Source organism: Zhurongbacter thermophilus (assembly GCF_026184435.1).
In the GTDB taxonomy this organism is placed as follows: Bacteria; Coprothermobacterota; Coprothermobacteria; order Coprothermobacterales; family JAADFF01; genus JAADFF01.
Genome location: NZ_CP046447.1, coordinates 697,624 through 724,278, shown reverse-complemented (window position 1 = coordinate 724,278; position 26,655 = coordinate 697,624). Strand labels below are relative to the sequence as shown.

The 26,655-nt window shown below is 39.8% G+C and carries 30 protein-coding genes and 1 tRNA gene; 1 reads left to right on the top strand and 30 read right to left on the bottom strand.

What is annotated here, in order from left to right:
- Positions 1 to 82: 82 nt before the first annotated feature.
- The 4 genes from fliD to GM182_RS03390 are packed head-to-tail and all read right to left on the bottom strand — an operon-like array spanning position 83 to position 4,668.
- Positions 83 to 1,624: a flagellar filament capping protein FliD gene (gene fliD, locus GM182_RS03405; RefSeq protein ID WP_449187187.1), complete on the bottom strand. Its 1,542-nt coding sequence runs from the start codon at positions 1,622 to 1,624 to the stop codon at positions 83 to 85.
- Between the two features lie 3 nt (positions 1,625 to 1,627).
- On the bottom strand, positions 1,628 to 2,044 hold the full coding sequence (locus GM182_RS03400; protein WP_449187186.1) for a flagellar protein FlaG: 417 nt from the start codon (positions 2,042 to 2,044) through the stop codon (positions 1,628 to 1,630).
- Positions 2,045 to 2,050: 6 nt separating this feature from the next.
- The gene (locus GM182_RS03395; protein ID WP_449187185.1) at positions 2,051 to 2,407 is read right to left on the bottom strand and encodes a flagellar export chaperone FliS; all 357 of its coding nucleotides are present in this window, start codon (positions 2,405 to 2,407) and stop codon (positions 2,051 to 2,053) included.
- Positions 2,408 to 2,451: 44 nt separating this feature from the next.
- A complete protein-coding gene (locus GM182_RS03390) occupies positions 2,452 to 4,668 on the bottom strand; it encodes an O-antigen ligase family protein (protein ID WP_449187184.1) in 2,217 nt (738 codons plus the stop codon).
- Between the two features lie 88 nt (positions 4,669 to 4,756).
- Here GM182_RS03390 and GM182_RS03385 point away from each other — a divergent pair, with 88 nt between their 5' ends.
- On the top strand, positions 4,757 to 5,476 hold the full coding sequence (locus GM182_RS03385; RefSeq protein ID WP_449187183.1) for a hypothetical protein: 720 nt from the start codon (positions 4,757 to 4,759) through the stop codon (positions 5,474 to 5,476).
- Positions 5,477 to 5,536: 60 nt separating this feature from the next.
- Here GM182_RS03385 and GM182_RS03380 read toward each other — a convergent pair whose 3' ends face one another.
- The 26 genes from GM182_RS03380 to GM182_RS03255 form a co-directional block, all read right to left on the bottom strand.
- Complete coding sequence (locus tag GM182_RS03380) at positions 5,537 to 5,713, bottom strand: ferredoxin (RefSeq protein WP_449187182.1); 177 nt, start codon at positions 5,711 to 5,713, stop codon at positions 5,537 to 5,539.
- Between the two features lie 16 nt (positions 5,714 to 5,729).
- Positions 5,730 to 6,017 carry a 30S ribosomal protein S20 gene (gene rpsT / locus GM182_RS03375; protein WP_449187181.1) on the bottom strand — a complete coding sequence of 96 codons (288 nt, stop codon included), beginning with the start codon at positions 6,015 to 6,017 and terminating at the stop codon, positions 5,730 to 5,732.
- Positions 6,018 to 6,080: 63 nt separating this feature from the next.
- A tRNA-Leu gene (locus GM182_RS03370) sits at positions 6,081 to 6,168 on the bottom strand.
- Between the two features lie 54 nt (positions 6,169 to 6,222).
- Positions 6,223 to 6,972, bottom strand: coding sequence for a lamin tail domain-containing protein (locus tag GM182_RS03365; protein WP_449187180.1), 750 nt, complete (start codon positions 6,970 to 6,972; stop codon positions 6,223 to 6,225).
- Positions 6,956 to 7,420 (bottom strand): D-aminoacyl-tRNA deacylase, encoded by a 465-nt coding sequence (dtd, locus tag GM182_RS03360; RefSeq protein ID WP_449187179.1) that lies wholly within the window; start codon positions 7,418 to 7,420, stop codon positions 6,956 to 6,958. Before dtd ends, GM182_RS03365 begins: the two co-directional genes overlap by 17 nt.
- Complete coding sequence (locus GM182_RS03355; protein ID WP_449187178.1) at positions 7,417 to 9,795, bottom strand: RelA/SpoT family protein; 2,379 nt, start codon at positions 9,793 to 9,795, stop codon at positions 7,417 to 7,419. Before GM182_RS03355 ends, dtd begins: the two co-directional genes overlap by 4 nt.
- Before the next feature lie 28 nt (positions 9,796 to 9,823).
- Positions 9,824 to 10,345 carry an adenine phosphoribosyltransferase gene (locus GM182_RS03350; protein ID WP_449187177.1) on the bottom strand — a complete coding sequence of 174 codons (522 nt, stop codon included), beginning with the start codon at positions 10,343 to 10,345 and terminating at the stop codon, positions 9,824 to 9,826.
- Between the two features lie 18 nt (positions 10,346 to 10,363).
- Entirely contained in the window at positions 10,364 to 11,305 is a 942-nt protein-coding gene (gene secF / locus GM182_RS03345) for a protein translocase subunit SecF (RefSeq protein ID WP_449187176.1), read from the bottom strand.
- A 16-nt stretch (positions 11,306 to 11,321) separates the two neighbouring features.
- A complete protein-coding gene (gene secD, locus GM182_RS03340) occupies positions 11,322 to 12,686 on the bottom strand; it encodes a protein translocase subunit SecD (RefSeq protein WP_449187175.1) in 1,365 nt (454 codons plus the stop codon).
- A 57-nt stretch (positions 12,687 to 12,743) separates the two neighbouring features.
- Positions 12,744 to 13,859, bottom strand: coding sequence for a tRNA guanosine(34) transglycosylase Tgt (gene tgt / locus GM182_RS03335; protein WP_449187174.1), 1,116 nt, complete (start codon positions 13,857 to 13,859; stop codon positions 12,744 to 12,746).
- Between the two features lie 11 nt (positions 13,860 to 13,870).
- Positions 13,871 to 14,908: a tRNA preQ1(34) S-adenosylmethionine ribosyltransferase-isomerase QueA gene (queA, locus tag GM182_RS03330; RefSeq protein WP_449187173.1), complete on the bottom strand. Its 1,038-nt coding sequence runs from the start codon at positions 14,906 to 14,908 to the stop codon at positions 13,871 to 13,873.
- The gene (locus tag GM182_RS03325; RefSeq protein WP_449187172.1) at positions 14,905 to 15,465 is read right to left on the bottom strand and encodes an epoxyqueuosine reductase QueH; all 561 of its coding nucleotides are present in this window, start codon (positions 15,463 to 15,465) and stop codon (positions 14,905 to 14,907) included. The genes queA and GM182_RS03325 overlap by 4 nt, the downstream gene beginning before the upstream one ends.
- Positions 15,462 to 16,358, bottom strand: a complete 897-nt coding sequence (locus GM182_RS03320) for a Holliday junction DNA helicase RuvB C-terminal domain-containing protein (protein ID WP_449187171.1) — start codon at positions 16,356 to 16,358, stop codon at positions 15,462 to 15,464. Before GM182_RS03320 ends, GM182_RS03325 begins: the two co-directional genes overlap by 4 nt.
- Positions 16,333 to 16,914 carry a helix-hairpin-helix domain-containing protein gene (locus GM182_RS03315; RefSeq protein ID WP_449187170.1) on the bottom strand — a complete coding sequence of 194 codons (582 nt, stop codon included), beginning with the start codon at positions 16,912 to 16,914 and terminating at the stop codon, positions 16,333 to 16,335. The genes GM182_RS03320 and GM182_RS03315 overlap by 26 nt, the downstream gene beginning before the upstream one ends.
- The gene (locus GM182_RS03310) at positions 16,904 to 17,398 is read right to left on the bottom strand and encodes a crossover junction endodeoxyribonuclease RuvC (protein ID WP_449187169.1); all 495 of its coding nucleotides are present in this window, start codon (positions 17,396 to 17,398) and stop codon (positions 16,904 to 16,906) included. The genes GM182_RS03315 and GM182_RS03310 overlap by 11 nt, the downstream gene beginning before the upstream one ends.
- Positions 17,395 to 18,147 carry a YebC/PmpR family DNA-binding transcriptional regulator gene (locus GM182_RS03305; RefSeq protein WP_449187168.1) on the bottom strand — a complete coding sequence of 251 codons (753 nt, stop codon included), beginning with the start codon at positions 18,145 to 18,147 and terminating at the stop codon, positions 17,395 to 17,397. Before GM182_RS03305 ends, GM182_RS03310 begins: the two co-directional genes overlap by 4 nt.
- A 4-nt stretch (positions 18,148 to 18,151) precedes the next feature.
- Complete coding sequence (gene pdxT / locus GM182_RS03300; protein ID WP_449187277.1) at positions 18,152 to 18,736, bottom strand: pyridoxal 5'-phosphate synthase glutaminase subunit PdxT; 585 nt, start codon at positions 18,734 to 18,736, stop codon at positions 18,152 to 18,154.
- A gap of 5 nt (positions 18,737 to 18,741) precedes the next feature.
- Complete coding sequence (pdxS, locus tag GM182_RS03295; protein ID WP_449187167.1) at positions 18,742 to 19,629, bottom strand: pyridoxal 5'-phosphate synthase lyase subunit PdxS; 888 nt, start codon at positions 19,627 to 19,629, stop codon at positions 18,742 to 18,744.
- Position 19,630: 1 nt separating this feature from the next.
- A complete protein-coding gene (locus GM182_RS03290) occupies positions 19,631 to 21,133 on the bottom strand; it encodes an HAL/PAL/TAL family ammonia-lyase (protein ID WP_449187166.1) in 1,503 nt (500 codons plus the stop codon).
- Between the two features lie 23 nt (positions 21,134 to 21,156).
- Positions 21,157 to 22,302 (bottom strand): sodium ion-translocating decarboxylase subunit beta, encoded by a 1,146-nt coding sequence (locus GM182_RS03285; protein ID WP_449187276.1) that lies wholly within the window; start codon positions 22,300 to 22,302, stop codon positions 21,157 to 21,159.
- A gap of 235 nt (positions 22,303 to 22,537) precedes the next feature.
- Positions 22,538 to 22,963 carry a biotin/lipoyl-containing protein gene (locus GM182_RS03280; protein ID WP_449187165.1) on the bottom strand — a complete coding sequence of 142 codons (426 nt, stop codon included), beginning with the start codon at positions 22,961 to 22,963 and terminating at the stop codon, positions 22,538 to 22,540.
- Positions 22,964 to 22,975: 12 nt separating this feature from the next.
- Entirely contained in the window at positions 22,976 to 23,323 is a 348-nt protein-coding gene (locus GM182_RS03275) for an OadG family protein (RefSeq protein ID WP_449187164.1), read from the bottom strand.
- A gap of 13 nt (positions 23,324 to 23,336) precedes the next feature.
- The gene (locus GM182_RS03270; RefSeq protein ID WP_449187275.1) at positions 23,337 to 24,869 is read right to left on the bottom strand and encodes an acyl-CoA carboxylase subunit beta; all 1,533 of its coding nucleotides are present in this window, start codon (positions 24,867 to 24,869) and stop codon (positions 23,337 to 23,339) included.
- Between the two features lie 21 nt (positions 24,870 to 24,890).
- Entirely contained in the window at positions 24,891 to 25,292 is a 402-nt protein-coding gene (gene mce, locus GM182_RS03265) for a methylmalonyl-CoA epimerase (protein ID WP_449187163.1), read from the bottom strand.
- Positions 25,289 to 26,236, bottom strand: a complete 948-nt coding sequence (meaB, locus tag GM182_RS03260) for a methylmalonyl Co-A mutase-associated GTPase MeaB (protein WP_449187162.1) — start codon at positions 26,234 to 26,236, stop codon at positions 25,289 to 25,291. Before meaB ends, mce begins: the two co-directional genes overlap by 4 nt.
- Positions 26,229 to 26,642 (bottom strand): cobalamin B12-binding domain-containing protein, encoded by a 414-nt coding sequence (locus GM182_RS03255; protein ID WP_449187161.1) that lies wholly within the window; start codon positions 26,640 to 26,642, stop codon positions 26,229 to 26,231. The genes meaB and GM182_RS03255 overlap by 8 nt, the downstream gene beginning before the upstream one ends.
- Positions 26,643 to 26,655 lie beyond the last annotated feature (13 nt).

Below are 26,655 nucleotides of genomic sequence, written 5' to 3'. Positions count from 1 at the left end.
CTCCCTATATAGGAATTATACAACAAAAGCGGAGGATACCCTCCGCTTTATAACATGGCAGTTATCTATTTTGTAGAGATTGTTACATAGTACCACCAAATATACCATGCATTTCGCTAACTTGCTGCTTTAATTCCATACTCATAGCCATGAGATTACCCAACTGTTCCCTATACATCTGCTCTTTCGCATCCAACATCTTTTCAAGTGTTTTTATACGTTCGTCAATGTAATCCTTACGCTCATTTAGACTATTAATACGCGTGGTAAATAGACCGCTAACAGAGTCAACATAGGTCTCTAACTTTTTCTCCAATCTTACAAAAATTCCATCCTCAGGATCCCCGTTTTCCGTACTCTGGGTAAAAGCTTTTATTATTTTTTCCCTATCTTCTTCCGAACCACTCAGCATATTTCTAATAATTGATGAGTCAAAAGTTAGATTACCCTCTTTATCAAATGTAATACCAAGTTTTTCCCCGGTGAATGTTTCCGTATCACTTCCCACAGTAACTTTAACAGCTGCAGTCATAGCCTCACGTATAGCATAGAGCGTCATTCTAATACTAGTATCATTGGCAAGTACTCCTCGCTCAGCCTTATCAGAACCGGCGAATGTATATGCTCGTATCTTCGCGTTGAGTTCAGTGAACTTATTCATAAAATCTTCTATTTTCTTCACGACGTTATCAACATTATCGCGAATAGAAATTGTTGTTGAACCCGTACTTTTAACAGTGATAGTCGCCCCCAATATACCATCAGATATAGTATTGTCTGTATCTTTTATAGGTACTCCGCTAAGAACAGCATCTAGATTGAGCCAATCATAATCAAAAGTCGTGCCACTTTCTCCTTCAGGAGCAATAGAACCACCACTAGTAGGATCCGTAGGGTCATAAACCTTTGAAAGGTCATCAAGGGCTAGATCTGACCATAGATTACTTGCGCTATATGTATTCCCCCCATCTGAACTTTCTTCCGCACTCATACTATCGATCGCCTTATCGGATCCAACAGAGGTTGCATATATACTCAGTCTCACATTATCAGGATCCGTCCCAATAACAACAGCTTTAACCCCAGCATCAGAAGCAGAATTAATAGCATCTGCTATTTTATTTAAAACATCAATGTTGGTAGAACCATTATCTGTTGTAATATCAGTTAGATCCACATTTACCGTTGAAGTTGTTCCATCCTTGAGATTGAATGTCAATTTTAAAAGTTTTCCACCATAAGTATTTACAAGATTGGTATCGGTCTTTGCTACCTGACTAGAGATAACTCTGTGTGCTGTCGCAACTCTGTTAACCGTTAAATCCCAAACTCCCTCTGTAGCACTAGAAGTAACACTGACAGAAGCAACATCATCATTAGAAACAGATACCTCTTTATCTCGCCAAGCACCAAGCACAGGATCTGCTAAACTGTGAGCCAAATCTTTCATAGAAGAAAGAATGCTTTTAATTTCATTTAAAGCCTTTACCTGTCTATCTATCTGTGTTTTCTGATTATTTAAAAGATCAATAGGTTTTCTGGCAGGCGCAAGCAATGCATTAATGTATTTATCAACCATTTCTCGTGTTGCTAGTGGATTAAAACCTCCCACATTAGAAATCATCATTCACACCTCCTTATCGAGGAGGAAGAAGCCAATTTTTTCTAAAAGCTCTTTATATAGCCTCAGTAATTTTTCTGGTGGAATTTCCTTAATAACCTTTTTAGTACGCTTATCCTCGAAAACTATTTGCATTCCAAGTATAAGATCTGGTATCTCTTTATAGTGCTTAATTTTAACATCAACAGAGGCATCGAGAGTTTCAAGAATCTTCTTTATACGATCAACCATATTTTCTACATCTTCTTTAGTGAGGGGTTTGGTTTGATTGGCATCAAGATAAGCATTATATCGACTTGCTTCCTTCACAAGACGATCTCCTAAGGAATATAACTGCATGACTTCGCCAACACCACGAGATGGTGTTTCAAAATCTGCTCTCTCTACCCCACTGATTCCCTCGATAAAATCTCTACCTGCCATAGTTCATCACCCCTCCGATACCTCCTCGGTGCTTTCCTCAGAGGTTTTCTTGAAAAATGCCTCCTCCCAGGCATCCCTGAGAGGTTTAATGACATTCAGTGCTTCTTCTAAATTACCCTCATGTATCTGTCTTAATGCATATTCATATAAAGAGAGCAAATTGGTAGCCAGTGTTCCACCTCTCTCAAAATCCAGTGAATCTATAAGTTCCCTAATACCCGCACGAGCTTTTACAGTATCACCTTTCTTTAAAGATGCTATTACTAAATCGTATATCATTAGCACCAATTTTACAGGTGATGCATTTTTTACTTCCTCTTCGATATATCTTTTTCTTACTCTCTGATATGCTCCATATGGCATAGTCATCCCTCCTTTTATTCTCTTCATTAATATAATCGGAGGGATCATATATTTCTTAACTGCCCGAGCTTAATTTTGAGAAACATCTCGTCAACAAACGCTGGATCCGCATCTTTATAAAAGTTCTCATAAAATCTCAACCACTTTTTAGCCTCATCATAGCGTTGTTTTTCTATAAGGCAGAAAATATACATTTTTATCAGGTTAGGAGATATCCTACCCGGCTGCCAAGAAATTCTACCCATAGCGTGAGCATCTATATTAAAATCTTCAGGCATTTCATCTATCTTCAATACATATTTTCTATGAGATCTTACAGCGTCATAAAACACTTCTTTCATCTGTTCAGCAAACACATCGGGGTCATTTGAATACTTCGCATAAAGTATAGTCTCTAATATTCGACACGTCCTATCCCAATCCTTAATATTTCCCGCAAAATTAGCATATGCACTTATTGTAGCCTCGTTGAATGGATTAAGTTCCATGGACTTTTCGAAATAAAATATAGCCTTATCAAGACATTCCTTGCATCCTAATCTATATAATGTGCCATAGGCATATCCCAAATATGCTAGAAAAGAATCAGGATAATTTGTAATTTTTATGTGGTTTTCATACTCTGTAATACTTGTAGCTAGTTTGGCAGCCAATGCCGGTGATGTCCCCTTAGCATCTAACACCTGAATATACTTAACCACTATCTCTGTACGCCATACAACATTGTGGTCTGGGAAAGGACATATTGCAAGAGACTTATCTGCTTCTTCTCTTGCAATATCTAATCCCCGCGGAATAACAGCTCTTGCCAGTCCCTTATACATATCTGCGACGTATCTAAACAGGGTTATGGTAACAATCAATAACATTACAGCATTGACAATATACAAAGCCCATACCGGAACAAGATAAGCTTTACTCTCAAATATCCATACCGGTCCAAATAAATATCCCATAGAAACAACAAAAGTAATATCCCAAAACAAAAACATCAAAATGACACCAATAGTAATTCCTAAAAGTAATGTAGCAGGATATGAAAAAAGGTGCTTAAATACAGGATAGAGCAAATATACCAAAAGGGCAAACCAAACAACACCACCTTCAATGAGAATATCTACATACATATTATGACTACGATCATACCCTTTAGTATGCTCTGCATAATAGGTCTCTATAGCCCTGTTCTCTATAAGATATCGCCTTACATATTCAAATCCAAATCCCCATAACGGTGATTTGAGCCATGTCTTAAGACCGGATAAGGCTAGGTACAAACGCGTTGTAGCAGTGGAAAGAGTAAAAAACTTTATCTGCGGATGGATACCTAACTGCCTCAAATGTCGTGCATAAAATAAAGGGAAAAGGTTACCACGAATACGTCTAGAAAGAGGACCTTTACCATTTAACACTAACCAACTTAACAAACCCAGTAAAACATAATAGATAAAAACCCAATACCAAGAGAAGTGAAAATCCAAACAGAGGAAAATGGGAAGAAAAAGAAAGTAAACAATAGCCCCCACAATAACAGAGCGTTTTGTATTATATAAAACCGAGAGCACAGACACAGTTGCAATGAGCCATATAAACCACAAAGATGTTTTTAAATAATACAATGCCCATACGCCAAGCAGAGAAGCCATTAGCAAATTAAGATTGAAGGTTAATGGATTTCCTATGGTTCCAAGATAAGTACCAGGTCTATACTTCAGTTTTTCAAGTTTTAACTGAAATCCCTTACCAGAAATCTGGAGCACATAAATAGCAAAGTGAAAGATAAAATAAGCCAATACAACAAGCATAAACATTCTTATCGACACCAACTTATACAAGAGAAGCCAATATATCCAAAGGCCAAATAGGAGAGCATAAATATATGTGGTAGCGCCTAGTACCCTTTCACCAGTTCCCATGTATGTAATCCAAGAACGAATACCTCTAAAGGCCAGCAAAACAACAACCACAATGGCAATAATTACTGGCCAAGGAACAGGTAATTGAGAGTGTCTTGATCCCAATAAATAAATGGTTATTCCCAAATAGAGAGAAAACATATATAACGAAGTGACGAAATATTTAGGTAATGAAAACGAGCTAAATGTATATCTACTATAAACTATAGTAATTAGAAACGGGAGAAACAGTCCTGTCCACAAAGGTACAACCTCCAGAGTCAAAAGTGAAGTGTAGACCACCCATGGAAGTATCCATACTAGTATCAACTTCTTCCATATAGCCAAAATCGCTGTCCTATTCATGATCTATCCCTCCCAAGCTGAACTTTACTTCATTCTACCAATAATAAGTTAGAATATAGGAAAGCACTTTATGAGAGGAGGATGTTGTATGAACATCACGCAAGTAGAAGCAAGTCTAATCCCTAAGTGGATATTGGAAATTATTACAGAAACATATGATATGCTCAGCAAAGAAAAGGTAAGGGTTTCTAGACCTGATGAAATATCGTCAGATGAAGTAAAGGTAGAAATTTTCCCCATCAACGAAGTCTCTGTCACATTGTTGATACTCAATAAAATAGCTAACAGACTGCAAGAAGAACTAAACACCAAAGACGAAGAAAGGCTCAATAAAATTATAAAAGACGTTGTACTAGCATATCCACTTATTCTTAGTGCTGTCACATTAGCAATGAGTAACATAGAGCTTCTTGAAAAAAGCCATGATGAGTTTAAAGGTATCACAGAAGAAGTTAAAGAGGTGTATAAAGCAGAGGAAGAATTTTTCTGGGGACTTATACTTAACAATCCGCAAGTTATAGGGCTTGAAGGTTTTCCAGAGGAAGAAATAGAATGGCTAAAAGAATATCAAAATAAGTCTATGGAAATCTCTAAAGCAATTATTACCTCGTTATCTAGTGGCAAAGAACTACCTGAAGGAGAATTAAGAGAATTTATTGAAACCTATGTTAAGGACATAAACAACCCTACACGACTGCTCCTTATAGCAGCTAGCATAGCCGATGCATCTTATTTACTTATACTGCTTAAAATGTATCCAGAAATCTTCTTGGAAATCAGACAAAAGATAGAAGAGCTCAAAGACTAATAAAACAAGAAGGGGGACTAGCCGTCCCCCTTCTTTGCCATACATAAGAATAAATTTTAATTACTTAGAAATTGCTCCTGTTGGGCAGGAAGCGATTGCAGTATCTACGCAATCGTCGGTTGCATCAGGATTAACAACCTTTGCCTTACCATCATCACCAAGAACAAATACCTGTGGACACAAAGAAGAGCATACACCACATCCGATACAGAGATCCTCATTTACCTGAATAGCCATAACTATCCCCTCCTTTTTATTCTTGCGTTTGGGCCATAGATTTTTCGGCCTTTGCCAACATACCCATAATACGAGACTTCCTGCGAGCTGCCTCTCTTTTGTGAATAACCCCTTTAGAGGCAACCTTGTCAATCATACGCTGTGCATCATACACAAGCTTACGAGCCTCTTCAAGATTACCTGCAAGAATAGCCTTACGAGCTTTCTTTATATAAGTCTTCATTGTCTTACGCCAATAACGGTTATAGGCAGTTCTCTTTATAGCCTGTCTAGCCCTCTTTTTGGACGATTTCAGATTTGGCACCTTTCACACCTCCTGTTTATATTATATTCAAACATCAGTTTGTAGGCTTAATAAATAACCCACTGGTGCGGGCGGCGGGATTTGAACCCGCACGGGGTTTTACCCCAGCGGATTTTAAGTCCGCTGTGTCTGCCATTTCCACCACGCCCGCACCACCTATTCTGTATGATACCACATATTTCATGAACTTGACAAGAACAGCCTATCAGTAAGTTGCAGGACCATTGACCGGATTTTGTTCATCTGTGAAATCATGTACAACATTGTGTGGAGTAAGCAAAAATAACACATCATATTGTCCTAAATAGTTATTATTAATACCTCCAAAACATTTCCCTCGTTTACCATTCCTAAACCATGTACCATACCTATTGGTATCAGAATAGATCTTCAATGTACTTCCGGGGGTAAGCTCAATGTTTCCAAAAATAAATTTATATGAATACCTTCCGTATCCATCGGTAATACTCCAGCCATTTAATCTTATTGTCTTATTAGAAATATTCTTAACCACTACATATTCCTTATGACAACCACCCCACCTCTGAACAGCTGTAAAGACCAATTGCTTTCCCCCAGTGTAGTGATAAGCGGTTATAAGATGATAAAAATTTCTCGTTAAAAAACCAATGGTGCATTTATTTCCTTCGTCATAGGCCCAAACAGCTCCATTAAAAACTTGATACGGCTTACCAGACCATGGACAAAGCATATCAGGATACTTCTTATAAAACCAAATAGCAAACTCACTAGCATTCCACAAGGTCGGTCTATCAACAGTAAGGGTTTTTACAATCATATCTATATTGGTAAGATGGGCCTTATCCTTAGCTTCCTCAACAGCATCTAAATAATATGGCACAGCAGCAGCAAGAAGAATTCCAAGGATTACTATCACAACTACAGATTCGATTAGGGAATAACCTACCTCTCGATACTTAGATGTCCCATACAATATTAACAGGCCCCCATGAAACAGCATCAATATCCATGTCTGCACCAAAAGTACCATGAAGAAAAGATAGTCCCTCAGCTTCCATAGCCTGCATAAACATTTGCTCAAGCTTTTTATACAACGATTCGGCAATATCTGGCTTTAAGGCTTTGGTAAAAGAAGGCCTTTTTCCTCGAGATATATCGGCATAAAGGGTAAAATTACTAACGAGAACAATACCTCCTCTAATATCTTGAATAGACAAATTCATCTTCCCTTCACTATCAGGAAACACCCTCAACCCTATAAGCTTATTGATAACTTTAGTAAACACTTTCTCCCAGTCATTTCTTTCTGCATCACTATCCGCAAACCCCACATAAACGACAAGTCCTTTACCTATAGCTCCTTTATCAGCACCATCAACAGTCAAAGATGCTTTAGAAACCCTCTGGATAACTAGCCTCATCGTCTCATCTTCCCCCTTTTTACTTTTTCGACACCTCTTATTCTCAGCAGCTTTCTTCTAACAGAATGATAATCATTGATATCTTTAAGAGATACAACAAGCTCGATTATTGTCATTCCATCGCGTTTACGAAAATATGTTTTTATACGAGAAATATTTTTGTCAAGTGATGCAAGCTCTTTGGCAATATCAAGAAGTAGTCCTTTCCTATCCCATGTCTCAAGAACCAACTTCGTGGGATAAGCTCCTTCAACGTCTTTAAGATAATCTAGCTCATCCCAAGAAACTTTAACAAGCCTGTCTGGATGAGCACTTTTCATAAAACCTTTTAGTGCAGAACAATTTTTTCTATGAACAACAATACCCTTACCTGTCGTTACCCAACCTACAATTTCTTCTCCGGGTAATGGTTGACAGCAAGATGCCCTTGAGAGATAAAAAGAAGTCTTAGTCTTTTTCCTCTGCACATCAACAATCTTAATCTCAGCATCTTTATTCTGCACGAACTCACATAACCCTAAATCTTTCAGAACATCTTTGACAAAGTTTGTGATAGACGAGGAAACCATAGCATCAACAGATTGTCCTTTACGGTCAGGAGACTTCACACCAGAAATAATTCCTTTTTTAAGACGAGCCAATTTTATATAAAGATCCTGTAGATTCCATTTTCTGCTCTTATCTATAGCATCTTTAAACTTAGATATATCTACCCCTAATCTATGTAGAACTTTTTCCAGAAGTTGTTTACCCTCTTTCAGCTCTTCTTCTCTACGAAGTCTTTTAAAGTAACTGCGTATCTTATCCCTAGCCCTGCTACTTTTGACAAAATAAAGCCAATCTCTCTTCGGTCCCTTAGATGTTTTGGAGGTAATAATCTCTACTTGGTCACCTGACTGAAGTTGATAATCAAGAGGAACAAGTTTGCCATTAACCTTGGCAGCAGTACAACGATGACCTACTTCAGTATGAATAGCATAGGCAAAATCAACAGGGGTAGCCCCTTCAGGTAAGAAAATAGCCTGACCTTTGGGGGTAAAAACCATGATTTCATCGGCAAATAATTGCTGTTCTATCTCTTTATGCAGTGGATCCTCGCCCCATGTTTGAAAAATGGAAGATAATTTCTCTCGCATAGCTTCGACAATCTTTAGTTCCTCTACACTAACCTCTCCCTCTTTATAAGCCCAATGAGCAGCCACACCAAATTCTGCCTCTCTATGCATATCTATTGTTCGTATCTGCACCTCTAATGGTTCTCCTGCCCCATCAAATATCGTAGTATGAAGCGAACGATAACCATTAGGCTTGGGACGACTAATAAAATCTTTAAACCTATCGGGTATAGATGTGTACAGAGAGTGAACAATACCCAGTACCTGATAACATAGTTCAGGTGGAACCTCTTCATCTCTGGGAGTTTTCCAATCAAGAATAACTCTTACGCCTACAAGATCATATATCTCATCAAAAGACTTACCAAGGCTCTCCATTTTCCTATAAATACTAGGAACACTTTTGACGCGATATTTGACAATAGGAATAATACCATGAGGAGACATAGCCTCTGCTGTATGAGTGTAAATGTTGTTTATTACTTCTCGAATCTGCTCTCTTCTACCTCTAATTTTATCAATGACCCTTTTCTTAATAAACTCATATTCATGGGGATACAATGTTTTAAAAGATAATTCCTCAAGTTCTGTCTTAATCATGTATATACCCAATCTCTGAGCCAGAGGCACATATACTTCCATTGTTTCACGAGCAATAATTTTCCTTTTTTCCTCAGACATGAAAATAATTGTTCGCATATTGTGAAGCCTATCGGCAAGCTTTAAGAAGGCCACACGAGGTTCTTGAGCTATATTGATAAGCAGCTTTCTTATAGCCTTCTTTTTTACCTGAGCCTTTGATGCAACAATGTTTTGATCATTTCTTTCACTAGCTGTTAACTTTGTCACACCATCCACCATTTTAGCTACAAATGTGCCAAACTTTTCTCTAATATCATCTAAACTGACGCTGGGATTATCCTCGACACTATCATGGAGCAGCGCTGCCTGTATAGTGGACACATCAGCTTGGAATGCCGACAGAATAATGGCAACAGCTACTGTATGAACAATATAAGGCTCTCCACTTTTACGTCTCTGATAGCGATGAACTTCTTCCATGTACTCATATGCCTTCCGCACCTCATTAATATCGCGTCTAGACATGTACGATAAAGCATCTCTTAATCTATTCCACAAAACCGTGCTATATAAACGATATACAGCTCCCTCAGCAACATCAACGGGAAGTCTGTTTACTAAAGGTACATCAACATTACTAACTTCTAAACGAGAAGGGATGCCCTCATAGTCAGGCATCCCTTCTTTAAGAACCTCTTTAATCTTATTAGAAACGGACCATGCTGATAACATTGTAATCTTTCAATTTTTCACGGCCATTTAGAAACTCCAGCTCTACAAAGAACAAGAATCCGGCAACTTTGCCACCGATTTTTTCAATAAGTTTGGCAGCATGTAAGGCTGTTCCTCCCGTTGCAAGGACATCATCAACAATAATGACACTCTCGCCGGGTTCCACAGAATCCACATGCACTTCAATGCAATCAACCCCATATTCAAGGTCATAACATTCGCTCTCTTTGATATATGGCAGCTTCCCCTTTTTCCTAAGCATAATAAACCCCTTACCCAGCTTATATGCGATAGGTGCACCAAACACAAAACCACGAGACTCTATGCCAGCTATCTTGTTAAACTCAATACTATCAAGGGCAGAAGACATTTCATCGATAAGAAATCTATATGCCTCAGCATTCTGAAGCACAGGAGTAATATCCTTGAACAAGATACCCGGCTTAGGAAAATCGGGTACATCTCTTATAAGTGCCTTTATTTCACCTATGGTCACTTTTATCTCCTCCTACTATTACTTCTTTCTTTTAGGTTTCCTCTGTCCCTTCTTGTTTCCTTGTCTTTTAGCCTGCCAGTTTCTAATATCTACAAGAAGAGGAGATGCTATGAAAATGGAGGAATATGTACCTGCAAGAATACCCACACTTAGTCCTAAACCATAAGAAAGAAGCAGTCGGCCACCTACAATAAGCAATGATAAAGCAGCAAGTAATGTCGTTACAGAGGTATTAAAAGATCTACGGAATGTAGACAGAATGGATTTATTAACAAGCTGTTCAAAGGGCATACCTCTATATATATGCTTGTTTTCACGAATTCTGTCGAGAACAACGATGGTATCCATAACAGAATAACCAACAAGTATCAATACCACCGCAACAAATGAACTATCAATGGCAACCCTTGTCATGGCAAATACACCAAGAAGCACAAGCACGTCGTGAAGCAATGCTGCAATGGTAACAAGACCATAGATAAACTCGAATCTTACACTGATGTATATAAGAATCAAGGCAAGGGCAATAATTGTAGCGGTAAAAGCATTCCAAATAAGAGTCCGTGCTACCGATGGACCAACAAACTCCTGTCTAACAATTTGCTTGAAATCCGGAAGAGTTTTAACAAGATTGACAATCTTGTCTCTCTCTTCACCACTTGTGGCCTTTACCCTTAGCATGACTGTGTTTTCTGGAGAATCTACAGCCTTTACCTCTATATTGCCATAGCCGGCTTTTTGAAAGGTATCCCTGATAACCTGAAAATCGGGAGCTTTATTAAACTGGACTTCGAGAACAACACCACCAGTAAAGTCAACACCCAGATTAAATGGAGCCCCGATTGTTGCCACATTAATAATCATGGCAATAATACCGGCAATAATAACAGTCAAAGATATAGCATAAAACTTATTTCTATTTCCTACTATATTCCAATTTCCGACCTTAATAATTTCCACCTTGCATCACCTCTCCTTACGCTGCAGTAGTGCTCTGCTGGACTCTCTTCCTTGGGGGAAGCATTTCCATCAAGCTCCTCAGCACCATCAGTGATGTAAAGACACCTAAGATCGTACCAATAGCCAAGGTAATGGCGAAACCTCTGATGGTAGGAGCACCAAACCAATACAGAACAAGTGCAGAAATCAATGTAGAAGCATTAGAGTCAAGAATTGTCGGTGTAGATCTGGCAAATGCCCTTCTCAGGGCCATTCGCCAACTCTTGCCTGCAGCGAGTTCTTCCCTGAGACGCTCGAAGATAATAACGGAACCGTCAACAGCCATACCAACTGAAAGAATAATACCACCAATACCAGGCAGTGTCAAAACAGCTTGGAAGAGTACTAGGGTTGCCAGGTCCATAATTAAGAAAACCACAAGACCAATAGAAGATATTAATCCCCAAATCTCATAGTTCAGCGTCATCCATATAACAACAAGTATAAAAGCCAAAATACCGGCTTTAATACCTGCCTTAAGAGCATCTTCACCAATAGAAGGACCAACATATCTAACCTCTGCAATTTCAACACGGGCTGGTAAAGCACCACCCTGCAAGAGTGCAGCAAGTTTCTTAGCCTCTTCAAGTGTAAATTTACCGGTAATAACAGCTTTACCACCAGTAATAACACTCTGTACCACAGGAGCACTAATGACCTTTCCGTCTAGTACTATTGGTATAGGTTTACCCAAATATTTACTCGTTATCTCTGCAAACTTCTTTGCTCCCTCATCATTAAATTCAAGATATACAGCATAATATGCACTGTTATTTTGGTCCACTCCAGCATATGCCTTTACAAGGTCTTTACCCGTAAGAAGCACCTGTTTTCCCGTTGGATCTCTAAATTCGAGTACCGCAGGTTTACCAAGTAAATCTACAATATCATCTGGCGTAAGGTTTCCACCTTTAATATCCAATGGGATTTCCATAATAATTCTGTTAGGCACTGCCTTATCACGATAAATAACAACCTCGCTAAGACCAAGTGCATTAACACGATTTTCAAGCACCTTTATCAGCTCATCTACTTCTTGTGGTGTCAACTGCTTCTGAGTTGCAGTTGAGGCCGTTTCCAGTGGAAATGCCTCTAAAACAACATGGACACCACCTTTAATATCAAGACCGAATCTCAACTTCAAAGATGAGGACTTTTTCGTCTCTCCACCTGTAGCGGTAGAGGTTGAAGATGTTTGTGCAGATGTACCTGTAAGATTTACAGTTGCCTGTTCAACAGCTGGCTTGCTGCCAAAATCAATAACACCTAAGGCAACAAGGTCTACGAACAATGCAATCAAAACCAGAATAGTGACGATTGCAAGTCTCAGCCCCTTACTCATAGCATCCTCCTCCTTTGCACATAACTAAATAAATTGACACAGACTTTAGGTATTATATCACTTTGCAGACCATCTTTCCACAAAGTCTTGCTTGAATTCTGCAAATGTTCCTTCTTTTATATGCTTTCTGACATCTTCCATAAGAAGTGTCATAAATGCCAAATTAATAAGAGTTGCCACCCTATAACCGAGCATCTCTTTTGTTTTAAATAGATGGTGAAGATATGCCAGTGTATACCCTTCTAAGAATGTAAATGTCCTTTGTATACGATCATCTATAGGACGGAAATCATCGGCGTACTTAGCATGTCGAATCTTGATAGGTCCATTAAAGGTATAAATAAGGCCATTACGGGCAACCCTCATGGGAAGCACACAGTCAAACATATCCACTCCACGCTCAATAGACTCAAGCATATCTACAGGATGTCCAACGCCCATAAGATATACAGGCTTATCAAATTCTGACAACTCATCGGTCACAACATCGGTAAGATGATACATCATTTCTTTGGGTTCTCCTACGGCCAATCCACCAATAGAATATCCATCTACAGGAAGCTTTTTCACCATCTGAGCTGCTTTTCTTCTTGTATGCTCCCTAAAAGCCCCCTGTATAATGCCAAATAAACTCTGATGCTCTGGTCTTTCAACAGCAAGACTCCTTTCCAACCATTTCATAGTCATATCAAGAGCCCACAATGTTTCTTTCTCATCGCTGGGATATCCAAGACATACATCAAGGGGCATCATAATATCGCTACCAATAATTTTCTGGGCTTCAATAACAAACTCAGGGGTAAACTTATGCTCTCTACCATCTGCATACGATTTAAAGACCACACCTTCCTCGGTAATCTTTCTAAACTTAGACAGTGAAAACACCTGGAAACCTCCGCTATCTGTGAGAAGAGAACGGTCCCATCTCATAAATTTATGCACACCCTGAGCTTTCTTAATGATGTCAAGACCGGGTTTAAAAACTAAGTGGTATGTATTGGATAAGATAATTTGAAAACCCAGTTCCCTTAACTCTTCAGTAGAAAGAGATTTTAAAGCGGCCTTCGTGGCTACTGGCATAAAAACAGGGGTAATAATCTCGCTGCGTGAGGTCTTTATAACACCTACTTTGGCCTTTCCACTTTGATATAAGACACTCCACTCAAGAGCCATATCCTCACCTCCTAAATAAGAAACATAGCATCGCCAAATGAGAAAAATCTATATCCACGATTTAAAGCTTCTTTGTAAAGCCTTAATACCTTTTCTCTGTCGTAAAAGGCACTAACAAGCATTAGAAGCGTACTTTTAGGCAAATGGAAGTTCGTGATAAGGCTATCTACAACCTTAAACTTATATCCGGGATAGATAAACAGTTGAGACTCCCCCATGTATGGTTTAATCTCATCATCTGAAGCGGCTGTTTCAAGTGCCCTAACAACAGTTGTACCAACGGCAATAACCCTCTTACCATTTGACTTTGTCTGTTTAATAATATTGACGGTAGCTTCTGGCACTTCAAGATATTCACTGTGTATTCTATGATGTCTAATATCCTCCTCTTTAACAGGCTCAAATGTACCAAGCCCAACATGCAGGGTAATATAGGCAATATTCACCCCCATATTTTGGATTTTGGCAAGCAATTCTGGTGTAAAGTGAAGACCGGCTGTTGGAGCTGCAACAGAACCCTCTTTTTCAGCAAATACTGTTTGATACATCTCGGGAGGCACTTTACCACCAGATTTAATATAAGGGGGCAATGGCATGATTCCTTTCTTGTCTAAAAATCTCATAACATCTTCAAAAGACATATTCTCAAAGGACACATTGAAAATTTTATCGTTTCTGCCATGAACATTGATCTTTACATTGTCCACTACAAGGTATGAGGGCACCTTGACCTTTTTAGCAGGTCTGAGAAGAGCCTCCCAAGTGCCATCTTCATTAGGTCTAAGCAGAAACAGTTCTATTTTTGCACCTGTAGGCTTATTCACAAACAGTCGTGCCTTCATAACTTTAGTATTATTAAGCACAAGGAGGTCACCGGGCTCTAAAAATTTAACAATGTCTCTAAAAATAACATGGTGCACCTCACCGGTCTTCCTATTAACAACCATAAGTTTACAACTATCTCGTGGATCTGCGGGCTCCTGTGCGATAGCCTCTTCTGGAAGTTCATAATCGTATGCCTCAAGTTTGTAAATATAATCATCTGTCATAGCTTAAACCACCCACCCTTCATTCTCATTTGCCATGCCTCAGCTTCAGAAAAAACACAACCACAATATTTTTGCCTATATATCCCAAGCTCTTTAGCATGGTCTTCACTATATCTATAATAAGTGGAAAAGTCAACTTTTAGATATTCAAGGTCGTAATCTTTGGCCACCTTCTCTGCCTCACGGTATATTAGTTCTTTAATCTGATACGGAGATATTGTCAATGTTGTAGAAAAATAATGAAATCCATACTTCTTGGCAAACTGAGCTATCCACTGAAACCGTATCCTATAACAACATCCACACCTATCATCGGATACACCACACTCTTTAAACCATTCTTTCGCATCCCATACCATAGGGGCAAATCCAGGAATACTTTCTACTCTTACTACATCTAAGAAACCATCTCTTCGCCTTATCCATTCTGAAAGAGGATGAATATTGGGATTATAGAAAACAGCAAACACATCCCAATCATGTAGGTGCTCTTTGATATAAGCAATAGATCCAAGAAGACATGGTCCACAGCAGGTGTGAAGAAGAACTTTCTTCACGATACAAACCTCCAACCTTTTGCCGTCAGTTTTCTGCCACGAGAAGTAAGGAGTATGAATCCATCAGCAAGCAGAGAGGGCTCTATAATTTCCTGAATAGTGCTCACGCTCTCCCCCATTGCTGCGGCAATAGCCTTCACACCGGCTGGTCCACCATTAAACATATGTGCAAGTACAGACAGATATCGCCTTTCTCTGCGATCAAGTCCAAACTCCGTATCATAGTCTATGATTTCCAAAAGCATTTCAACATGCTCTTTATCTATAAGATCTATGTTTCTAGTAGTGGCAAAGTCTTTCAGACGCTCAAGAATTAATATCAGCCTTCTGGGCGTATGACGAGAAATTTTTATAACATAATCTTTAGCATCGGGAGTAAATAAGAAACTATCTGCGTAGAGGTCAATCATCTTGTAAAAATCATCCTTTTCATAATCTCCCACATGAATAACAATAGAAAAACGGGAACGCAATGGGGGAGATATCTTATCCTCCATCGTAGTAGCCCCAATGAGGGTAAACGGACTTAGCGATATGTGTTTAACTTTACCCTTTCCGATGAGAACATCTATCTCAAACCTATCGATAGCAGGATATAAAATTTCTTCAACAGCAGAAGGAAGTCTATGAATCTCATCTATAAATAATATACTTCCAGGAGATAGCTTCAGTAATATAGAAACAATATCTTTGGGTTTGCTAACGGCACCGCCAATAATGCGCACAAGAGAGGTTCCCATGTTCTCAGCCATATAACTGGCAAGTGTTGTTTTTCCTACACCAGGAGGACCAACAAGTAACATATGGGGAAGAATTTCTCCTCTATCAAGACTGCCCTTTAATACTTCATCTATAAGACGGCTAATTTTACGTGGTATGACGATCTGTTTCATCGTCTATCACCTGCATAACTTTCCTTAATATATCATCAAATTTCATGTTGTCTGTGATGGCTCCCTTGGCATATAGTTTGGCGAACGCAGTATCTACATCCTTCTTATCGTATCCCCAAGATACAAGTACATGCTTTATTTCTGAGATTTCAGATACATTCAAGCTTATCTCTTCCATAAGCTCAGCAATGATGCGATGGGCTGTCTTTTTACCAATACCTTTAACAGAGGCAAGTGTATTTTCATCACCGTAAGCAATGATTTTTAGAAGATATTCTGAGGGATAGGAGGACAATATACCGGCAGCTCTCTTTGCACCCACATTCTTCAAACCCCTTAATTTATCCCATAATCGGTAATCATCAAGAGATGAAAAGAGATATGCCACAGGAGAACCACCTTGCGGGATATCTATGTACACAAACCAGTTACCTCTTTTAGGATACTCTGATATATAACATGCAGGAACACACTCAAATAATATATGAGATTTATACGGCTTCAACCATACAAATCCGTTTTCCTTATATATAATTCCACCTGTTTTAACAATCACCTTCTATCACCGCCAACGCTATAGCAACTGCATCTATTACATCATCAATAATAGCATACCAAGGTACACCAGTAGCCCTAATATTGTCACTAAATACCTGAACAACAGCCTCCCTAACAGCATCTTTACCTTTACCAAACATATAAGCTCCTACAGCAGATTTCACCACTTTAGGTAAACACTCAACAATACTGGCATTATAGAGGGAAAATATATATTTCATTACACCACGAGCCTCTGCCACAGATAATGCCGTAGTAACATTCCTACCCCAAACAAGTTTCTCCATTCCAACAATATCTGGAGGATATAAATCGGCAAAAAAAGAGGTCGTCTTGGCTATAGCACCAAGACGACCTTCCACATCTTCTTCAGTTAAGTCAATAAGCATAATATTCAACAGAGATTTTTCATCCTTATCAACATGAAAAACAGATATTCCTACCCGTGTTGTACCAGGGTCAACTCCCCATACTATGCTCACGCCATAAGTGCCTCCAGCTCTTCTGGAGATATATCGAAGTTGGCATGAACATTTTGCACATCATCGTGATCTTCCAAAACCTGTATAAGTTTTATTAATTTCTCCGCTGTCTCACCAGATACTGCTACATAATTCTTAGGCAGAAAAGTCAGTTCGGAATGCTCTATAGCTATACCTTGATTCTTCAAAGCTTCCAAGACATTGGTGTAATCTTTGGGATCTGTAACAATTTCTATAACCTCATCTTCTTCTTTAACATCCTCTGCACCAAGATCAATAATCTCTAGCATAAACTCATCAGTATTACTTATTTGGTCAGCTTTAATAGTTATGACACCTTTTCTCTCGAAAATCCATGCTACAGCCCCAGCCTCAGCCATAGAACCGCCGTACTTAGAAAATATATGCCTAATTTCACCTGCGGTTCTATTCCGGTTATCGGTCATAGCTTCAACCAAAATAGCCACTCCGCCAGGACCATAACCCTCATATGTAACCTCTTCTATGTTTTCACCACCAAGCTCACCGGTACCCTTTTTAATAGCTCTTTCAATATTTTCTTTGGGCATATTGGCCGCAAGGGCCTTGTCAATAGCTATTCTTAGGCGAACATTTGTTTCAGGATTTGGTCCACCATTTTTGGCAGCCACCTGTATTTCCCTGGCAAGCTTGGTAAACAATTTACCCTTACGGGCATCCATTCTGGACTTCTTAGCCCTAATATTGTGCCACTTTGAATGACCTGCCACTTCATTAAACCTCCCCTTTAACCATCTTCACGAAATATTCATGTACCCTATAATCATCCGTCAATTCAGGATGGAATGTAGATGCGAGGAAATTACCTTCTCTAACAAGCACTGGATCCCCATCATATGTAGCCAAGACCTTAACAGCAGGACCAACCTTCACTATACGAGGAGCCCTTATAAACACAGCATGGAGAGGCTCATCTTCGCCAAGTTCATGCTCTTCGAGAAATACTTCCCTACTGGCTATCTGTCTTCCATAGGCATTTCTTTCAATAACCATATCAATCATACCAAATGGCTTAACCCTATCAGAACCTGCACCAATATCTTTGGCAAGCAGAATAGAACCGGCGCATGTTCCATATGCAGGAAGCCCCTCTTCAAATGCCTTTTTCAGTGCATCCCACATACCACGACGGAGCATAATTGTTGTCATAGCCGTGCTCTCGCCACCAGGCAAGATAATACCATCAATACCATGCAGATCTCTTGGCAGTCTAACATCTTTAACCTCTACCCCAAGAGTCTCAAGCATAGCCATATGCTCCTCAAAATCTCCCTGAACAGCCAAAACTCCTATTGTCACCATCATTACCACCCCCTGTTCTGAAGCAGCTCTTCTTCGCTTAGTTTGGAAACATCTATACCTTTCATAGCTTCACCAAGACCCTTGGAGACTTCAGCCAGTATCTCCGGCTCTCTCCAGTAGGTAACAGCCTCTACAATAGCCCTTGCTCTCTCCCTTGGGTTATTAGATTTAAATATGCCAGAACCAACAAATACACCATCAGAACCTAACCACATCATGAGAGCAGCATCTGCAGGTGTAGCAATGCCACCAGCTGCAAAATTAACAACGGGGAGTCGACCTAGCTCTCTTACCTCTTCAAGTAAATACAGTGGGGCTCCCCATTCTTTTGCAAGAACAATAAGCTCTTCATCATCCGCAAGAACAACTCTCTTGATTTGCTCATTCATTGTACGCATATGCTTAACGGCCTCCACGACATTACCTGTACCTGCCTCACCTTTGGTACGAATCATTGCAGCACCTTCTGCAATTCTTCGCAGTGCCTCTCCAAGATTTCGGGCACCACATACAAATGGCACGGCAAACTCTTTCTTGTCAATGTGATACTTTTCATCGGCAGGCGTAAGAACCTCACTCTCATCGATAAAATCAACCTCTAGTGACTGAAGTATTAAAGCCTCTGTAAAATGACCTATTCTCACCTTTGCCATAACAGGAATAGAAACAGCATCACGAATCTCCTCTACAATCTTAGGATCTGCCATACGGGCAACGCCGCCCTCTTTTCTGATGTCAGCAGGTACACGCTCAAGTGCCATAACGGCAACAGCACCGGCCTCTTCAGCAATAACAGCCTGCTCAGGTGTGGTAACATCCATAATTACGCCACCTTTCAACATCTGAGCAAGGCCTCTTTTCAATCTATCTGTTCCGTAATACTCTACCAACTTACATCACCTCTTCCCCTAAATATTTAAGAGCTAACCCCTCCAAAATAGGTGCGACATAACTGTCACCACCTAATATTTTATCTCCAATTAGAGGTTTATGGGTATATACCCATTCTTTGCCATGCGAAGATAGCATATCATATATATCTTTAATGAAAATAGCCTTATATATCATAAGGCTCTCACCTGCCACAATATAAGCAAGATCTTGCAAAACAACATGAAGATTATCAACGCTAACAGCACCAAGAGAAATAACATCCTCCTGTAAAGCAGATGTATAATAGTTATCAACTGAGGCAGGATGAGAAAGAACTCTTATATGTGCCATACGCGACGCCGCCATATACTGAACAATCATAAAACCAGATTCCAAACCGGGTTCTTTGGTTAAAAACGGAGTCAGCCCCCTTTCTTTATTGTAGCGCGGATTTAGAAGCCATTCCATATGTGCTATAGACACATTACCCATGTCGGCAATGGCTGTCTTTAGAGATTCCGAAACCCATGCTATGGGAGCACCATGAAAATTACCACCAGAAAGGACTTCTTCTTCAAACACCAAAGGGTTATCGGTTACGGCATTAATTTCTTCATCTATAAGATTTTCTGTCAGCTCAATAGCCCGGGCAATAGGCGAAGCTATTTGAGGAAAACATCTAATAGAATAACTATCTTGAACCATCTCCGGATGTCTGTCTATGAGTTTAGAACCTTTCAGCTTTTCCCTTATAATCTGAGCAACTTCAAGAGCGTATTTATCACGACGCACCTTATGAATACGAGGATCAAACGGCGTAGAAACTGTTTCCATCACTTCTGCAAATACAGCAAAGGTAGAAAGGTAGCAACTCCAAATATTTTTTGTCTTGAGATATGCATCAATAAGCATAGAAAGCATAAAATGTGTACCATTCAGAAGTGCAAGACCTTCCTTCGCATCAAGCTGAAAAGTTGGTGGCATTCCAGCTTTCTCAAAAGCCTCAGCTGCATTCATACGCTTTCCTTTATAGAAAACATCACCTTCCCCTATAACAGCAAGCGCGAGATGAGATAGGGGAGCTAAATCACCACTAGCTCCTACAGAGCCCCAACGTGGTACGACAGGATGAATATGGGCGTTGAGCATATCAACGAGTCGCTGAAGAAGTGCTGGTCTGACACCAGAGTATCCTTTAGAAAAAGAGTTAATTAGTAAAAACAACATCCCCCTAGAAACCACTTCTGGAACAGGATCTCCTACACCAACAGCGTGACTTCTAACAATGTTATGTTGTAGATCTTTCAGATGGTCTGGCAAGATAACAGTATCTTTAAGAGCTCCGAATCCCGTATTAATACCATACATAACACGGCCTTCTGCGGTAAAGGCTTCTATTCTATCTCTAAGATGTTTAACCCTTTCAACTAAAGAAGGGGAAAGGCTGATAACCTTTCCCCTATACACAACATCAACATAATCATGTAATGTTGCTTCCCCCTTTAGAACAACAGTATGCATATATACCCCCTCCCTCGATTTCATCATCTACCTAAGAAATAAGCAATAAAGGTACCTGCCGCAACTGCTGTTCCAATAACACCGGCTACATTTGGGCCCATGGCATGCATTAACAAGAAGTTATGGGGGTCGGCTTCTTGCCCCACAACCTGGGACACTCGTGCAGCCATAGGTACAGCAGAAACACCAGCAGAACCTATAAGCGGATTTACCTTTCCTCCACTAATCTTGTAAAGTAGCTTTCCAAGGAGTACTCCACCCATTGTAGATGCGCCAAATGCTACAATACCCAGAGCAATAATCTCCATAGTTTGAACGGTTAAGAATCTATCAGCCTTCATAGACATACCTACAGATGTTGCCAAGAATATAGTAACAATATTGATAAGTTCATTTGCAGCAGTATTGGCAAGACGGTCAGTAACTCCTGTTTCTCTAAGCAAATTACCAAACATAAGAAAACCAATTAGTGGTAGAGCAGATGGAAGAAGCAGACCTGTAAGAATTGTCATAAATATCGGAAAGACAATTTTTTCAACCTTAGAAACAGGTCTCAATTGCTCCATTCTCACCTTGCGTTCCTCTTCAGTTGTTAGCCATTTCATAATTGGCGGCTGAATAAGAGGAACAAGTGACATATAGGTATATGCTGCAACAGCAATAGGACCAAGAAGGTGAGGAGCTAATTTAACAGCAAGATATATAGATGTAGGACCATCTGCACCACCAATAATACCGATAGCCGCAGCCTCCTTTACTGAGAAGCCTAACAGAACAGCTACAAACAGTGCTATATATACACCTATCTGTGCTGCAGCTCCAAGTAGGAAAGAAATAGGATAGGCAATAAGGGGACCAAAGTCTGTCATAGCCCCGACTCCCATAAAGATTAACAACGGAAAAATCTCATTAACAACACCAAAGTACATAACATCACCAATAAGAGGTTTAGTTGGTGCAACAATATGATGTGCCTGACCACCCAATTTCTCAAGAATACTTACAAACTCTGGAGAAATAATATACATGTCTCCAGCAGGTGGCAGATTAGTCAAAAGTGCACCGAACGCAATGGGAACAAGTAGCAGAGGTTCAAACTTTTTAAAGATACCTAGATATAGAAGAATGAGGGCAATAAAAATCATAATAGAGTGTTTCCAATCAGGCATAGCTACCACAATAGCTATAACACCTACAATAATATTCAGAGTAGCCCATTTGCTTTTACGGAGATTATTAAGTCCATACAAAACAGCTATAATACCTAGAATTTCAAGAAGTATAGCTAAACCAAATGGTAATAATCCTTTAGTATCTTTGGGAAACAAAAGTGCATAAACACCACTCGTTTCCCATAGATTAACAAACGTCTTTACTATGGCTTCCCACATAGTAAGCCCTCCTCTACTCTATCTCTATAAGAGGATCGCCTGTATTGAAGTTTGCCCCCTCTGAAACATATATCTTTTTCACAACACCAGCCTTAGGTGCTTTAACCTCATTTTCCATTTTCATGGCCTCAAAAATAAGGAGGGTCTGACCATATTCAACATGGTCTCCTTCTTTTACTTTAATAGAAAGAACTTTACCAGGAATAGGTGCTTTAACTATAGAATCACCACCTGCAGAAGGTTGAGTCGGAGCAGAAGTAGAAGTCTGAGTCTGAGCCGGCGTAGGTGCTGGAGCTGGAGCAGGAGTAGAAGCAGATGTCGAAGTAGAAGTTTGCACACGTTGTGTCGAAGTCACCACAGGAGTACCACCCACCTCTTCTATCTCTACCTCATATACCTTTCCGTTAACCTTAACCTTGTACACATATTTCTTTGCCATTGATAACACCTCCTATATATCTTTCCTTTTAATAATAGGTATAGAAACAGCCGTCTTTCTCCTTATATGGTGAATAACAGCTATGGCTGCTGCTATATCAGCCTCAGTATCTTCCTCTCTAATAATAGCCTCTTCGCTCGTATGAGAAAGCGATACAACAGACTCTTGCTTTTCCACAGCAGGCTTTTGCTTAGGAGAAGCCACTTTGCCAATAAGCATCATGCCAAACATAGAAATCGTAAGCATGAGAAATACTGCACTCATGCCAATAATCATAATTACCAAAGCCTCAAATAAGCGAGCTCCCAATGAAGCTGCAGCATTTGAAGCTGATGCAGTTGCCGCATATGCTATATACATCTATATCACCACCCTACAGTGGCATATTGCCATGTTTCTTAGGAAGTTTTTCATGTATATCTTTGGACTTAGCTATCTGCAAGGCATTGTAAATCATTGGTCTAGTAGCCCTTGGATCAATAATATCATCTATGTAATAACGGGCTGCAGCAACATATGGATTGAGCAATTTCTCTCTATATTCTCTAATTTTCTCTTCTCTAGCCTTCTCTGGATCTGGTGCATTCTGTATCTCCTTACGGAAGATAATATTTGCTGCACCTGTAGCTTCCATAACAGCTATCTGAGCTGTTGGATAAGCCATAACAACATCAGATGCAAGATGCTTAGATGCCATAGCAAGATATGCTCCACCAAAGGATTTTCTCAAAATCAATGTAACCTTTGGCACAGTGGCCTCAGAATATGCATACAGAAGCTTGGCACCATGTCTGATGATACCACCATACTCCTGGTTGGTACCTGGCATGTATCCAGGTGTATCAACAAGTGTCACAATAGGAATGTTAAATGCATCAAGGGTGCGAATAAAGCGTGCTGCCTTGTCGGATGCATTAATATCCAGGACACCGGCAAAGTAAGAAGGCTGATTGGCAATAATACCTATAACCTGACCTCCTAACCTAGCAAAACCTATAACTATATTGGGAGCAAATCCGGGCATAATCTCAAAGAAATGACCATCATCAACAAAGCGTGTAATAAGCTGTCTCACATCAAACGGCATTTTAGCTTCAGCAGGAACAATATCAAACACATCATCTATTGTTCTATTGATAGGATCAGCTGTTTCGTATATTGGAGGTCTTTCTTTCGCATTCTGAGGTAGATAAGACAATAACTCCTTAACAAGGTCTAAGGTATGCTCTTCACTATCACCAACAAGGTGGGCATTACCAGATATTGTTGCATGTACCTGCGGACCGCCAAGTGACTCTTTGGTAACATCTTCACCTGTAACGGCCTTAATAACATTAGGACCAGTAATGAACATATAAGAAGATGGACTCATAACAACAAAATCCATAAGAGCCGGAGAATACACAGCACCACCAGCACAAGGCCCCATAATAACGGCAATCTGTGGAATATAACCTGATGCTTTAACATTTCTGTAGAAAATATCACCGTATCCACGAAGGGAATCCACACCCTCTTGAATACGGGCACCACCAGAATCGTTAATCATAATAACAGGAACACCATAAAGCATAGCCTTATCAAGAAGTTCGGCTATCTTAATACCATGCATTTCACCAACAGAACCACCAAGCACAGTGAAATCTTGAGAAGCTATACCCACAAGTCTACCATTTATCGTAGCAAATCCTGTTACAACACCATCAGCAGGTGCCTCTACTTTATCGAGGCCAAACTCTGTGCTTCTATGCTTAACAAAAGCACCAAATTCAACAAAACTACCAGGATCAACAAGATAGTCTATTCTTTCTCTAGCAGTCATTTTTCCAGCAGCATGTTGTTTTTCGATACGCTTAGGGCCACCGCCCTGTTTTATCTTTTCCAGTTTTTCCTGAAATTCCTCCATGAACTTATCCCACACAATCAATCACTCCTTTGCATCCTGAGTAAGTTCAGTAAGCACACCAACAACAGATTTAGGATGCACAAATGCAATGAGTTTACCCTCTGCACCTACTCTGGGTTTCTCGTCAATAAGTCTGAACCCCTTTTCTTTTAGCTCAGCAAGTTTAGCCTCAAGATCATCCACTTTATATGCAACATGATGAAGACCTTCGCCTCTTTTTTCTATGAATTTGGCTATAGGACTGTCATCAGATGTTGGCTCAAGAAGTTCTATACGCACATCACCAAGATAATAGATAGCTGTTTTAACCTTCTGCTCCTCTACCTCTTCAAAGTGATCGGGACCTTTACCAAACAGGTCAGAATAGACTTTAGTTGCCTCGTCTAAACTCTTAACGGCAATAGCTATATGGTCTACTTTCATACCTCACACCCCCACTCTTTTAGAGTTGATATTGCTATTTCATAAGGAGAAGCCTTGGGATTAACCTCTCCTTTCTCGACAAACTTATGTATCCTTTTACCTATAATATATCTCATCCAATTACCTACTTGAAACTTCCAACGCTCCATTCTCCTCTTCTCAAGCGAACCATTGTCCAACAGTTCCTGCCACTTGTTATCGATATATTCTATAAGTTCCATAATACCTTGCTTTTTGTATGCAGACAGCTTAATAATATCAGGATGATTCTCTACCATCCGAGTATATGAGTTAAGAATACCTACTGTTCTTGAAGCAGTAGGCAGATCAGATTTATTCATAACAATAAGGTCCACCAACTCGATAACTCCACTTTTGAGGAACTGTACATCGTCTCCAAGTCCTGGAGCAATAACGAGTGCCGTAAGGTCACACATATGAACAATATCTATCTCGTCTTGACCTATCCCTAGAGTTTCAATGATGATGTAATCAAACGATGCTGCTTCAAGAACAGCAACCGCATCAAAGATAAATGGATTAATACCTCCCACCATACCTCTACTAGAAAAACTTCTAAAAAAGAGGTTAGGATTGGGAAATAGATGTTGAAGGCGAATACGGTCTCCAAGTAGTGCACCACCTGTTTTAGGACTTGATGGGTCAACGGCAATAATACCTATCCGCAGGCCTTTCTTTAGCAATGCTTCAGCAAGCACAGAAATCAGTGTACTTTTACCAACCCCACCAGCCCCGGTAATACCAATAACTTTAGATTTATGCTTCTTATCGGCATTATAAGCATATATACGAGAAAGCAGGGAGGAGGTAGCCTCCTCCCTGTATATCATCGATAAAGCTCTTGCAAGTCCAACTTCATCGCCCTGTATCAGACGACGAAAAACCTCTTCTTCCGTGAGAACAAGTCTTTTTTTCTTACTCACCTTGTTTCTCACCTAATACATGCTCTTTAATCCAATTAATAACATGTATAGGACCTGTACCCGGGCCAAAAACCTCATCAATACCCTTCTCTTTTAATGGTTCTACATCTTCAAAGGGGATAACTCCTGTCGCCAAAACATAGATATCATCTCTGCCTCTCTTCTTTAGTTCTTCTACTACAAGTGGGAAAACTTCAAGGTGTGCACCTGTAAGGTTATTAAGAACAATAACATCAACATCCTCCTGAACAGCCGTCTGAGCCACCTGAGCTGGTGTCTGACGGATACCTGTATATATTACTTCAAAACCTGCATCTCTAAGAGCACGGGCCATAACCTTTGCTGCTCTATCATGCCCATCAAGTCCAGGTTTACCAACAAGTACTCTTACCACTTTATCTGCCATCCCTGCCACCCCC